We start from the raw sequence: 12,927 nt of genomic DNA on the forward strand, positions 1-12,927 counted from the left end.
CTGTTTGGCAGGATATTTTTGTTTCAAAACAAAGAAAATTCCCATGTGTCGGCTTTTGTAGTATAATAGTAAACAGACAAAAAGATAGGAATGTGTTATGAAAGTATTAGCTTTTGATACGTCCAGCAAGGCTCTTTCTCTTGCTATTTTAGAGGACAAGCAGCTTCTTGCAGAGACGACAATCAATATCAAAAAAAATCACAGTATTACCCTTATGCCAGCCATTGATTTTTTGATGGCCAGCCTAGATTGGACACCCAAGGATTTGGATCGAATCGTTGTGGCAGAAGGACCAGGTAGCTACACAGGTCTGCGAATTGCAGTAGCAACTGCCAAAACCTTAGCTCACACTCTAAATATCGAGTTAGTGGGCATGTCAAGCCTTTTGGCCCTGGTACCGAGCCAGCAGGAAGGTTTGGTTGTCCCTTTGATGGACGCACGCCGTAACAATGTCTATGCAGGATTTTATGAAAATGCCCAGCCAGTCTTTCCTGAAGCTCACCTATCTTTCGAGGAGGTCCTAGAGCAAGTCAAGGATGCTGAACGGGTAACCTTTGTCGGTGAAGTAGGAGCCTTTGTGGAGCAGATTCAAGAACAACTACCACAGGCTAACTATCAGGGAACCTTGCCAAATGCAGCGAATCTAGCCCTCTGGGCTTGGGATAAGGAAGCAGACTCTTTGCATGATTTTGTGCCAAATTACCTCAAGCGTGTAGAAGCTGAGGAAAATTGGCTCAAGAACCACACTGAATCTGGCGAGTCCTACATTAAACGCCTATGATAGAGGTTAAACGAATCCAACAGCAATCTGACTTAACTCAATCCATCTATGCTGTTATGGCAGATGTTTATCCAGTCAGTCCTTGGACTTTGGAACAAATCCAAGCAGACCTGTCCCAAGACCAAACCTGGTATGCTTTAGCCTACGATGGGGCAGAAGTGATTGGATTTTTAGCTGTTCAGGAAAATAACTTTGAAGCAGAAGTCCTGCAAATCGCTGTCAAAGGAACCTATCAGGGTCAGGGAATTGCGTCAACCTTATTTGCTCAATTACCGACAGATAAGGAGATTTTCCTCGAAGTCAGAAAGTCAAATCAACGAGCACAGGCATTTTATAAGAAAGAAAGAATGGCAGTCATCGCTGATAGAAAGTCCTACTACCATGATCCAGTCGAGGACGCCATTATCATGAAGAGAGAAATAGATGAAGGATAGATATATTTTAGCATTTGAGACATCTTGCGATGAAACCAGTGTCGCCGTATTGAAAAACGACGACGAGCTCTTATCCAATGTCATTGCTAGTCAAATTGAGAGTCACAAACGTTTTGGTGGTGTAGTGCCAGAAGTGGCTAGTCGTCACCATGTTGAGGTTATTACAGCCTGTATTGAGGAGGCGCTGGCAGAAGCAGGGATTACAGAAGAAGATGTAACAGCTGTTGCGGTTACTTATGGACCAGGCTTGGTCGGAGCCTTGCTTGTTGGTTTGTCAGCTGCCAAGGCATTTGCTTGGGCACATGGACTTCCGCTGATTCCCGTTAACCACATGGCTGGCCACCTCATGGCAGCTCAAAGTGTGGAGCCTTTGGAATTCCCCTTACTAGCTCTATTAGTCAGTGGTGGGCACACAGAGTTGGTCTATGTTTCTGAGGCTGGTGATTATAAGATTGTTGGTGAAACTCGTGATGATGCGGTTGGTGAAGCCTATGATAAGGTCGGACGTGTCATGGGCTTGACCTATCCAGCAGGTCGTGAGATCGATGAACTTGCTCATCAGGGGCAGGATGTGTATGATTTCCCTCGTGCCATGATTAAGGAGGATAATCTGGAGTTCTCATTCTCAGGTTTGAAGTCTGCCTTTATCAATCTTCACCACAATGCCGAGCAAAAGGGAGAAAGCTTATCCAAGGAAGACCTATCTGCTTCTTTCCAAGCTGCAGTTATGGACATTCTCATGGCAAAAACTAAAAAAGCCTTAGAGAAATACCCTGTTAAAACCCTCGTTGTAGCTGGTGGTGTAGCAGCTAACAAAGGATTAAGAGAACGCTTGGCAGCTGAAATCACTGACGTCAAGGTTATCATTCCACCTCTGCGTCTTTGCGGGGACAATGCAGGCATGATTGCCTACGCAAGCGTCAGCGAGTGGAACAAAGAAAACTTTGCAGGATTGGAGCTAAATGCCAAACCTAGCCTCGCTTTTGATACTATAGAATGAAAAGTCAGCTTGAAGCTGGCTTTTTTGCTAAAATATTTTATAATATGTTAAAAAAGTAAAAAGTTTTTACGAATAGAATAGTAAAGGGAATTTTAAAAAGGGAGCTTGCCTATGATTGAAAAACAGGAATTAGGAGAATTTTACAAGGAATTGCGCCTGGCGAGAAAGCTCAAGCAGTCAGATGTGGCTTGTGGTGGACTAACAGCCTCTCAGCTATCCAAGTTCGAACTAGGGCAGTCCATGCTGTCTGCGGATAAGTTGATCCTAGCTATCCAAGGGATAAATGTGACCTTTGATGAGTTTGGTCATAAGCTCAACAACTACCAAGAATCTCCACATATGCGATTTGGTAGAAGGATTGTGGATCGTTTTGCCCATCAAGATATAGCTGGTTTAGAGCAATTGTTGAAAGAAATTGAGCAAGAACAGATGGCGCAGACCTATCGTCGTTTGAACTCTATTGTGATTAAAGATGCTATCCATTCACTAGATAAAAGATATCCGCTAGCAGAGGAGGATAGCGAGTTTTTAACCACCTATCTCTATGCTATCGAGTCTTGGACATGGTTTGAACTCTATATTTTTTGCAATACCATGCCTTTTTTGAGCAATCAAGATTTAATCTTTTTATCAACCTCCTTACTCGAAAAATCCAAGGAATTTAAAGAATTGGCACACAATAGATTATATATGAAAAGTGGCTTTCTAAATATTATCTCAGAGCTTATGGAGCGCAAACTTTTCTCTTACATCCCAATCTTTGAATCTGAGTTGGAGAGTATGCTCCATCCGTATGATGTTTTTGAGAAAGTATCATGGCAATTTTTAAAGAAATTGAGTGTTTTCCTTCAAACCAAGGGAAGCAATCAAAAAGAGATTGAACACTTTATCCAATCTCTGAAAATATTAGAAAATCCACAATTAACAGCTCTTTTTGAACTACGCTTACAGCAATACAAAGCACTTATCGATTAGTTAGAAATGGGGAAATGATAATAATATCAGCAACAATTGTCAATAATGTTATGATTTGTTTCTTCATTTCATGTCCTCATATATAGTGGTAACTATATTATATCAGTGAAAAAGTCAAATCCATAAAAATCGCAAATGTGAAATTTCCATAAGAAAAAATATCAAATATGCGATTTTTTTAAATATGGAATTTTTCGTGTTATACTGTCTTCATTCCATAGTATAGGAGAAAAAAGAATGAAAAAGATCATCTCACGCTACTACTTTTTTGTAGCCATTCTACTTGTCATTGTTTACCAGTACTTCAGTGGTCTGGTTTTAAACAACGATTTTACTGCTGGTCTATCTAAATTTGGCTATTACTTTTCGGATATGATGTTGAACTTTTTGGTGGTTCTGCTTGTTTTTATTTTCATGGTAGGGGCAGGAAAATGGCAACAAATTAACAGTAGAAAATTTAAAGGGTCCTATCTTTTTTATTCCTTTTTAGCTTTTCTTGCTTTATTTATTTGGAATTTTATCAAATTTTTCCTATTCCCACCTACCCAAAATGGACTTGCTTACCAATTCGCTGCTCCGACTTTTACAGGCGCTACGGCATTTTTGATGTATTTTTTCTATCCTGTGATTGCAGGTCCCATTTTTGAAGAGATGATTTATCGTGGATTGGTGATGACCGCTTTGGAAAAAGGGAAAAAATGGGGACTGGACGTGCTTGGTTCTGCTGCTTTATTTGGAATTCTGCATATTAGTGATTATGGTTGGGTCTTGACAGACTTTTTCGTATATATGGGTGGCGGTATCATATTTGCGGTCTTGTTTAGAGTGACAAAGTCTATTTATTGGCCTATTGGACTGCATATAGTCTATAACGGTATCGGGCATATACTTCCTTTGTTATTTTAGAGGATTTTGAGAATCATAAATCAAGTGAAGAGTCCTCATCGTGGTGCTTTTGATTGGGCTGTAGAGCCAACAGGTGAGTGGTTAAGACGTCGTCGATAAAATAGTATAGGAAGTAATTAAATGAAGAAAATGAAAGAAATGAAATTTCACCTAGCAACTGGCTTGTTGCTTTTGACTTATTACCTCATTTTTAATGTCATACCAGACTTAGATTTTACTGTAGCTTTGTCTGATGAGATCTACTATGTGTTTCAGGTTTTATTGGTACTTATCTTGGGAACCGTATCTACAATTATTTTTGTCAAAAGCGAACATTGGAAAGAGTGTGGTCGTTTCCAGTTTCGTTGGTCTTACCTAGGTGTTTTCTTTCTTTTTTCTTATTATTTGTGTGGGCAAATCTAGCAACTCGTATCTTTCCTCGTACGCAAAATGGAAGTACGGTAGTGGAAGTAGCCACCAGTTTGACAGGAATTAGCTATTTTATTACGCGTGTACTTTACGGTAGCCTTATCGCACCTGTAGCAGAAGAAATCGTGTGTCGTGGTTTTTTGATGACAAGCTTGTCTAAATTTAAAAACTACTATATTGATGTTCTTGTTTCTGCTGCCATATTTGGTGCTATGCATGTTTTACAGCATGGTTGGATAACGACAGATTTCATACTCTACTTTGTAATGGGCTTGATATTTTGCATGATGTTTCGATATACACGCTCTATTTATTGGGCCATAGCTTTACATGCTTCATGGAATACCTTCTTGCTCATTGTCAGTTTATTGGTGTTTGGATTTTAGAAGGGTGATATATGAAAAAGATAATCTCACGCTACTACTTGTTTGTAGCTATTCTACTTATCATGGCGGACCAGTTCTTCATCCGTCTGGTTTTACACAGCGACTTGGCTGCTGGTCTATCTGATTTTGGCTATTATTTTTCGGATATGATATTGAATTTTCTTGTGGTTTTGCTTGCTCTTGTTGCCATGATTTGGTCAGGAAAATGGCAACAAATCAATAGCAGAAAATTTAAAGTGTCCTATCTTTTCTATTTCTTTTTAGCTCTTCTAGCTTTTTTTGTTTGGAATTTCGTTACATTTTTTATTTTTCCGTCCACCCAAAATGAAATTTCTTATCAACTGGATCTTCCTACTTTTACAGGTCCTACTGCATTTTTGATGTATTTTTTCTATCCAGTGATTGCAGGTCCCATTTTTGAAGAGATGATCTATCGTGGATTGGTGATGACAGCTCTGGAAAAAGGGAAGAAGTGGGGACTGGATATGCTTGGTTCGGCTGCTTTATTTGGAATCTTGCATATCAGTAGTCATGGTTGGGTCTTGACAGACTTTTTCGTATATATGGGTGGTGGTCTAATAATGGCAGTCTTTTTTAGAGTGACAAAGTCTATTTATTGGCCTATTGGACTGCATATAGTTAATAATGCCATTGCTCAAATTCTGCCTTTGTTATTTTAGTGGATTTTGAGAATTGTAAATAAAGGGATGAGTCCTAATCGTGGTGCTTCTGATTGGATGAAAGGACTCTGGGAAGGTTTGGCTGAAAGACGACGTAAATAAAACTTAAAAGGATCAACGATGAAAAAGAAAGATAAGAAATTCTACTTGTCAACTGTTTTGATAATAATCATCTATTACTTAATTTTCAATTTTGTAGCAAGGTTAGAATTTGTTAACCAATTATCAGATTTTGGATTTTATGGCTTACAAATTTTATTGATAGCTCTTGAGGGGATTGCTGCTACAGTGGTTCTTGTAAAGAGTCAAGGTTGGAAAGAATGCGGTCGCTTCCAGTTCCGTTGGGCTTATCTGGGTGTCTTCTTTCTTTTCTTTATACTGATGTTTGTGTGGGTAAATATAACGACTCTGATTTTTCCTAGCACGCAAAATGGGAGCGAAATGATGAAAGAAGCTGCTAATTTGACAGGAATTAGTTACTTTATTATGCGCATTCTCTATGGCAGTCTCATTGCTCCTATCGTTGAAGAGTTAGTTTTTCGTGGGCTTCTGATGACGGCATTGTCCAAATTTAAAAAGCACTATATAGATGTCGTCATTTCCTCCACACTCTTTAGTCTTATCCATGTTTTACAGTATGGCTGGGTGTTAACAGACTTCATCGTTTATGCAGGAGCAGGTCTCTTGTTCTGTATGCTATTTCGTTATACTCGTTCAGTTTATTGGCCAATGGCTCTTCATATCTTGTGGAATACATTTTTAATCGTTGTTAGTTTATTGGTATTTGGGTATTAAATCTAAAATAGTTTATAAGTTGCATCATGAGACTGGCTTCCCAGTCTTTTTCTGTTCTTGTCAGTCAGCAGACTTTTTTCTATTTCACGAATATGTTATAATAATGTTTGCTGTGACTGTTTGGAAAGCAGTTGCTGAAGGAATGATTAGTGAGGAAATCTATGAAAGAAAAAGGATTTTGGGAGGGTGTGCAGGCTGCGGTGCCGACAGCTCTGGGCTATGTTAGTATCGGTCTTGCCTGTGGGATTATCGGTGCGCCCTATGTGACATCTGTAGAGATGGGCTTGATGAGCCTCTTTGTTTATGCTGGGAGTGCTCAGTTTGCCATGATAGCCTTGATAGCAGTTCAAGCGCCTGTGGCAGCCATTGCCATGACGGTCTTTTTGATTAATCTGCGTCTCTTCTTGCTGAGTTTGCATGCGTCGACTTATTTCCGTCATACAAGTCTCTGGCACAATATCGGCATGTCCAGCCTCTTGACCGATGAGACCTATGGCGTTTTGATGGGTGAGTTGGTGCATACGGATAAGGTCAATCCTATGTGGATGCACGGGAACAACCTTAACAGCTATGTGGCTTGGTTTGTCGGAACTGTAGTCGGAACTGCTCTAGGTGGACTTCTACCAAATCCAGAAATTTTTGGCTTAGATTTTGCTCTAGTGGGGATGTTTATTGGGATTTTTACTTCCCAATTTCAGATTATGCAAAAACGGATTCCTTTGCGCAATCTCTTCATAATTTTAGCAGTTGTAGCTGTATCTTTCTTTTTGCTCTTGACGGTGGTGTCTCAGTCATTAGCTGTTCTGTTTGCGACCTTGCTAGGTTGTACCATGGGGGTGGTCTTGGATGGTCAGTAAGTATATTTTATTAGCAATTGTCTTTTCTGGCCTGGTGACTTGGATTCCAAGAATGATTCCTTTTATCCTAGCCAAGTACAAGGGTTTGCCGCCTATCGTAGAGCGCTTTTTGAAATTTCTACCAGTTTCTATTATCTTTGCCTTGATTCTTTCAAGTGTGGTGACAGGAAAAGTTGGAAGCCTTCCGCAGATAAAGTGGTTAGACTTTTTAGCAGTCTTTCCAACGGCTTTTGTAGCCTTTCGTTACCGTAATCTGGTTGGGACTGTTCTCTTTGGAGTGGTCTTGATAGCAGTCCTACGTTTGGTCTTTTAATCAGCCATAAAGAAAACCTATCACAAATATAGAAATCATATAATAGCGTAATTCCTTTTTTTCTGTTAAAATAAGATTGTATTCTATTTTGGAGGATTTATCATGAAAAAAATCGTTAAATATTCATCACTTGCTGCTCTAGGGCTTGTAGCCGCAGGTGTATTGGTAGCTTGCTCAGGCGGTGAAAAGAAAGATGCTGCATCTGGTGAAGCAACATCTAGTAAAAAAGAAATTATCGTTGTAACCAATGCTACACCAAAACCATTCAACTATGAAGAAAATGGCGAATTGACTGGTTACGAGATTGAAGTGGTTCGCGCTATCTTTAAAGATTCTGACAAGTATACTGTCAAGTTTGAGAAGACAGAGTGGTCAGGTGTTTTTGCAGGACTTGATGCTGATCGTTACCAAATGGCTGTTAGCAACATCAGCTACACTAAAGAACGTGCTGAAAAATACCTTTATGCAGCTCCAACTGCTAAAAACCCTAACGTTCTTGTAGTGAAAAAAGATGACTCTAGCATCAAATCGTTTGATGATATCGGTGGAAAATCAACAGAAGTTGTTCAAGGAACAACATCTGCTAAACAGCTAGAAGACTACAACAAACAACACTCAGATAACCCAACTATCCTTAACTACGTTAAAGGGGACTTCCAACAAATCATGGTACGTTTGAGTGATGGCCGATTTGACTACAAGATTTTTGATAAAATCGGTGTAGAGACAGTCATCAAGGACCAAGGTTTGGATAACTTGAAAGTTATCGAACTTCCAAGCGACCAACAACCTTACGTATACCCACTTCTTGCCAAAGGTCAAGATGAGTTGAAGGCATTTGTGGACAAACGCATCCAAGAATTATATAAAGATGGAACCCTTGAAAAGCTATCTCAACAGTTCTTTGGCGGTTCTTATCTGCCAGCAGAAGCTGATATTAAATAAATTTTTAAATCATCCATTCTCTCGTAGATGGATGATTTTGTAACTTTTAGACATATAGTTTAAAACTATATATCTGACTATCTAATAACAATTTGTGAAATCAAACAAATTGTGAGATACTAGTACGGTATTATTTTTAAAGGAGAACGAATCATGAAAATCAAAAAATGGTTAGGCGTAGCAGCTATCGCTACAGTAGCAGGCCTTGCACTTGCAGCTTGCGGAAATTCAGACAAGAAAGCAGACAATACAACTACAGTTAAAATTGCGACTGTTAACCGTAGCGGTTCAGAAGAAGCACGCTGGGACAAAGTCCAAGAATTGGTTGAAAAAGACGGAATTAAATTGGAATTCACAGAGTTTACAGACTACTCACAACCAAATAAAGCAACTGCTGATGGTGAAGTAGACTTGAACGCTTTCCAACACTACAACTTCTTGAACAACTGGAACAAAGAAAACGGTAAAGACCTTGTAGCGATTGCAGATACTTATATCTCACCAATCCGCCTTTACTCAGGTAAAAACGGGGAAGAAAACAAGTACACTAAAGTGGAAGAAATCCCAAATAACGGTGAAATCGCAATTCCAAACGATGCTACTAACGAAAGCCGTGCCCTTTACCTTCTTCAATCAGCTGGTTTGATTAAATTGGATGTTTCAGGAACTGAACTTGCTACAATCGCAAACATCAAAGAAAATCCAAAGAACTTGAAAATCACTGAGTTGGACGCTAGCCAAACAGCTCGTTCATTGACTTCAGTTGATGCTGCAGTTGTAAACAACACTTTTGTTACAGAAGCAAAATTGGACTACAAGAAAGCACTCTTTAAAGAGCAAGCTGACGAAAACTCAAAACAATGGTACAACATCATCGTTGCGAAAAAAGATTGGGAATCATCACCTAAAGCTGATGCAATCAAGAAAATTATCGCAGCTTACCATACTGATGAAGTGAAAAAAGTCATCGAAGAAACTTCAGACGGCTTGGATCAACCAGTTTGGTAATAAACACAGGGAGGTGGGAGAGATTTTTTCCACCTCTTGCTTTTATATAGAGACTAAAGAAAAGGAACATCCACTTGTATTGATTCCAAAGGTACAAGTCCTAGTAGAAAGGTAGAGAGAAAATGGTTTTCCCTAGCCAAGAAGAACAAATTGAAAAGTTTGAAAAGGATCATGTAGCGCAACATTACTTTGAAGTGTTGCGGACCTTGATTTCTAAAAAATCAGTCTTTGCCCAACAAGTCGGCCTTAAAGAGGTGGCTCGTTATCTAGGCGAAATCTTCAAGCGTGTAGGTGCAGAGGTCGAGATTGATGAGAGTTATACGGCACCCTTTGTCATGGCGCATTTTAAAAGTTCACGCCCAAATGCCAAGACTATCATTTTCTACAACCACTATGACACAGTACCTGCGGATGGCGACCAAGTCTGGACAGAGGATCCATTTACGCTTTCTGTCCGTGATGGCATCATGTATGGACGTGGGGTTGATGATGACAAGGGACATATCACCGCCCGCTTGAGTGCTCTTAGAAAATACATGCAGCATCATGATGATCTACCAGTCAATATCAGTTTCATCATGGAAGGTGCAGAAGAATCTGCCTCTATGGACTTGGACAAATATCTAGAAAAACATGCGAACAAGCTTCGTGGTGCAGATTTATTGGTCTGGGAACAAGGAACCAAAAATGCCTTGGAACAGCTAGAAATCTCTGGTGGAAACAAGGGAATTGTGACTTTTGATGCCAAGGTCAAGAGTGCCGATGTGGATATCCACTCTAGCTATGGAGGTATTGTGGAGTCAGCTCCATGGTATCTCATTCAAGCCTTGACCAGTTTGCGAGCTGCAGATGGCCGTATCTTGGTTGAAGGTCTGTACGAAGAAGTACAAGAGCCGAATGAACGAGAGTTAGCCTTGGTTGAAACCTATGCCCAACGCAATCCAGAGGAAGTCAGCCAGATTTATGGCTTGGAATTGCCACTTTTACAAGAGGAACGTACAGCCTTTCTCAAACGGTTCTTCTTTGAACCAGCACTCAATATCGAAGGGATTCAGTCTGGTTATCAGGGGCAAGGAGTTAAAACGATTCTACCAGCAGAGGCTAGTGCCAAGCTAGAAGTTCGTTTGGTTCCTGGCTTGGACCCACATGATGTTTTGGATAAAATCCGGAAACAACTAGACAAAAACGGCTTTGATAAGGTAGAATTATACTATACCTTGGGTGAGATGAGTTATCGAAGTGATATGAGTGCACCATCTATTCTCAATGTTATTGAGTTGGCCAAGAAATTCTATCCACAGGGCGTATCTGTCTTGCCAACAACTGCAGGGACAGGACCTATGCATACGGTCTTTGATGCCTTAGAAGTACCTATGGTTGCCTTTGGTCTAGGAAATGCTAATAGCCGAGACCATGGTGGAGACGAGAATGTACGAATCGCCGATTATTACACCCATATTGAATTAGTAGAGGAGCTGATTAGAAGCTATGAGTAGAGATATTATCAAATTAGATCAGATAGATGTGACTTTTCACCAAAAGAAAAGAACCATCACAGCGGTCAAGGATGTGACTATTCACATCCAAGAAGGGGATATCTACGGAATCGTTGGATATTCTGGGGCAGGGAAATCAACCCTAGTTCGTGTGATTAACCTCTTGCAAAAACCATCTGCAGGTCGAATTACTGTAGATAATGATGTAATTTTTGATGGCAAGGTTACCTTAACTGTTGAGCAATTACGACATAAACGTCAAGATATTGGGATGATTTTCCAACACTTTAACCTGATGAGTCAGAAAACAGCAGAGGAAAACGTAGCCTTTGCCCTCAAACACTCTGGGCTCAGCAAGGAAGAAAAGAAGGCTAAAGTAGCTAAATTGCTAGACTTGGTGGGCTTGGCTGACCGTGCCGAAAACTATCCTTCACAACTATCTGGAGGTCAAAAACAACGTGTGGCTATTGCGCGTGCCTTGGCCAATGATCCAAAAATCTTGATTTCAGACGAGTCAACTTCAGCTCTTGATCCAAAGACAACGAAACAAATCTTGTCACTCTTGCAAGAATTGAACCGTAAACTAGGTTTGACCATTGTCCTGATTACACACGAGATGCAGATTGTCAAAGATATTGCTAACCGTGTGGCAGTGATGCAGGATGGCCGCTTGATTGAAGAAGGTAGCGTTCTTGAAATCTTCTCAGATCCTAAGCAGCCATTGACTCAGGACTTTATCTCAACTGCGACAGGTATTGATGAAGCTATGGTCAAGATTGAGAAACAGGAAATCGTAGAGCACTTATCTGAAAACAGCATTTTGGTACAACTCAAGTATGCAGGCGCTTCTACAGATGAACCACTTCTGAATGAATTGTACAAGCACTACCAAGTAACAGCCAATATTCTCTATGGGAACATTGAAATTTTGGACGGCACTCCTGTGGGTGAACTTGTGGTTGTATTGTCAGGGGAAAAAGAAGCCTTGGCAAGCGCTCAAGACGCCATCCGTCAGGCTGGTGTGCAACTAAAAGTATTGAAGGGAGGACAGTAAGATGGCAGAATTGATTAAAGCATACTTACCAAACGTCTATAAGATGGGTTGGTCTGGTCAAGCTGGCTGGGGAACAGCAATCTACTTGACCCTTTATATGACGGTTCTTTCCTTCCTCATCGGAGGTTTCCTAGGGCTGGTTGCAGGTCTCTTCCTTGTCTTGACAGCTCCAGGCGGTGTTTTGGAAAATAAGGTCGTCTTCTGGATTTTAGATAAGATTACCTCTATATTCCGTGCGGTTCCCTTTATTATTCTCTTGGCAGTCTTGTCACCCTTCTCTCATCTAATCGTAGGGACAAGTATCGGACCAAATGCGGCTATTGTACCCCTATCTTTTGCAGTCTTTGCCTTTTTTGCCCGTCAAGTACAGGTGGTATTGGCAGAGCTAGATGGCGGTGTCATCGAGGCAGCTCAAGCCAGTGGAGCTACTTTCTGGGACATCGTGGGTGTTTACCTATCAGAAGGTCTACCAGACTTGATCCGTGTGACAACTGTAACCTTGATTTCCCTTGTCGGTGAAACAGCTATGGCGGGAGCGGTCGGAGCAGGTGGTATCGGTAACGTAGCTATCGCCTATGGATTTAACCGTTTCAATCATGATGTAACAGTCCTTGCGACACTCATCATTATCCTGATTATCTTTACAATTCAGTTCTTGGGAGACTTTTTGACCAAGAAATTAAGCCATAAATAAAAGAGCCGTGTGGCTCTCAGATTGAAGAAAAAGTCAGTTGTGAACAATTTTCTTCAATCTTTTTCTTTTATAGTCACTTAGTTTATAAAATACATGTTATAATAAAGCCATGGCATATAGTACAGATTTTAAACAACGAGCATTAGATTACATCAAAGAGGGACACAGCCATGTCGAGGCGGCCAAAGTTTTTGA

At 40.4% G+C, this 12,927-nt stretch carries 15 protein-coding genes and 1 pseudogene; all 16 read left to right on the plus strand.

Annotated elements, in window-relative coordinates:
• The first annotated feature begins 97 nt into the window (after positions 1 to 97).
• Positions 98 to 781, plus strand: a complete 684-nt coding sequence (gene tsaB, locus QM469_RS05750; RefSeq protein WP_414276243.1) for a tRNA (adenosine(37)-N6)-threonylcarbamoyltransferase complex dimerization subunit type 1 TsaB — start codon at positions 98 to 100, stop codon at positions 779 to 781.
• On the plus strand, positions 778 to 1,215 hold the full coding sequence (rimI, locus tag QM469_RS05755) for a ribosomal protein S18-alanine N-acetyltransferase (RefSeq protein ID WP_414276244.1): 438 nt from the start codon (positions 778 to 780) through the stop codon (positions 1,213 to 1,215). The genes tsaB and rimI overlap by 4 nt, the downstream gene beginning before the upstream one ends.
• Positions 1,205 to 2,215, plus strand: coding sequence for a tRNA (adenosine(37)-N6)-threonylcarbamoyltransferase complex transferase subunit TsaD (gene tsaD / locus QM469_RS05760; protein ID WP_375555428.1), 1,011 nt, complete (start codon positions 1,205 to 1,207; stop codon positions 2,213 to 2,215). The genes rimI and tsaD overlap by 11 nt, the downstream gene beginning before the upstream one ends.
• 111 nt (positions 2,216 to 2,326) lie before the next feature.
• On the plus strand, positions 2,327 to 3,190 hold the full coding sequence (locus QM469_RS05765) for an XRE/MutR family transcriptional regulator (protein ID WP_414276245.1): 864 nt from the start codon (positions 2,327 to 2,329) through the stop codon (positions 3,188 to 3,190).
• A gap of 237 nt (positions 3,191 to 3,427) precedes the next feature.
• Positions 3,428 to 4,096 (plus strand): lysostaphin resistance A-like protein, encoded by a 669-nt coding sequence (locus QM469_RS05770; protein ID WP_414276246.1) that lies wholly within the window; start codon positions 3,428 to 3,430, stop codon positions 4,094 to 4,096.
• Positions 4,097 to 4,216: 120 nt separating this feature from the next.
• Positions 4,217 to 4,890 (plus strand): annotated as a pseudogene (locus QM469_RS05775) (lysostaphin resistance A-like protein).
• Positions 4,891 to 4,901: 11 nt separating this feature from the next.
• Positions 4,902 to 5,570 (plus strand): lysostaphin resistance A-like protein, encoded by a 669-nt coding sequence (locus QM469_RS05780; RefSeq protein WP_414276247.1) that lies wholly within the window; start codon positions 4,902 to 4,904, stop codon positions 5,568 to 5,570.
• Positions 5,571 to 5,690: 120 nt separating this feature from the next.
• Positions 5,691 to 6,365, plus strand: coding sequence for a lysostaphin resistance A-like protein (locus QM469_RS05785; protein ID WP_414276248.1), 675 nt, complete (start codon positions 5,691 to 5,693; stop codon positions 6,363 to 6,365).
• Between the two features lie 161 nt (positions 6,366 to 6,526).
• Positions 6,527 to 7,222: an AzlC family ABC transporter permease gene (locus QM469_RS05790; RefSeq protein WP_371607930.1), complete on the plus strand. Its 696-nt coding sequence runs from the start codon at positions 6,527 to 6,529 to the stop codon at positions 7,220 to 7,222.
• Positions 7,212 to 7,535, plus strand: a complete 324-nt coding sequence (locus QM469_RS05795; protein ID WP_045762538.1) for an AzlD domain-containing protein — start codon at positions 7,212 to 7,214, stop codon at positions 7,533 to 7,535. Before QM469_RS05790 ends, QM469_RS05795 begins: the two co-directional genes overlap by 11 nt.
• 102 nt (positions 7,536 to 7,637) lie before the next feature.
• Positions 7,638 to 8,480, plus strand: coding sequence for an amino acid ABC transporter substrate-binding protein (locus QM469_RS05800; protein ID WP_049502808.1), 843 nt, complete (start codon positions 7,638 to 7,640; stop codon positions 8,478 to 8,480).
• A gap of 153 nt (positions 8,481 to 8,633) precedes the next feature.
• On the plus strand, positions 8,634 to 9,488 hold the full coding sequence (locus QM469_RS05805; RefSeq protein ID WP_000694516.1) for a MetQ/NlpA family ABC transporter substrate-binding protein: 855 nt from the start codon (positions 8,634 to 8,636) through the stop codon (positions 9,486 to 9,488).
• Positions 9,489 to 9,610: 122 nt separating this feature from the next.
• On the plus strand, positions 9,611 to 10,984 hold the full coding sequence (locus QM469_RS05810) for a M20 family metallopeptidase (RefSeq protein ID WP_371607928.1): 1,374 nt from the start codon (positions 9,611 to 9,613) through the stop codon (positions 10,982 to 10,984).
• Positions 10,977 to 12,038 carry a methionine ABC transporter ATP-binding protein gene (locus tag QM469_RS05815; RefSeq protein WP_414276249.1) on the plus strand — a complete coding sequence of 354 codons (1,062 nt, stop codon included), beginning with the start codon at positions 10,977 to 10,979 and terminating at the stop codon, positions 12,036 to 12,038. The genes QM469_RS05810 and QM469_RS05815 overlap by 8 nt, the downstream gene beginning before the upstream one ends.
• A gap of 1 nt (position 12,039) precedes the next feature.
• Complete coding sequence (locus QM469_RS05820) at positions 12,040 to 12,732, plus strand: methionine ABC transporter permease (protein WP_000818851.1); 693 nt, start codon at positions 12,040 to 12,042, stop codon at positions 12,730 to 12,732.
• A gap of 109 nt (positions 12,733 to 12,841) precedes the next feature.
• Positions 12,842 to 12,927, plus strand: an 86-nt coding sequence (locus QM469_RS05825; RefSeq protein WP_212750421.1) for an IS630 transposase-related protein, incomplete at its 3' end; no start/stop codon positions are given.

Source organism: Streptococcus infantis, from assembly GCF_047464215.1.
Taxonomy (GTDB): Bacteria; Bacillota; Bacilli; order Lactobacillales; family Streptococcaceae; genus Streptococcus; species Streptococcus infantis_P.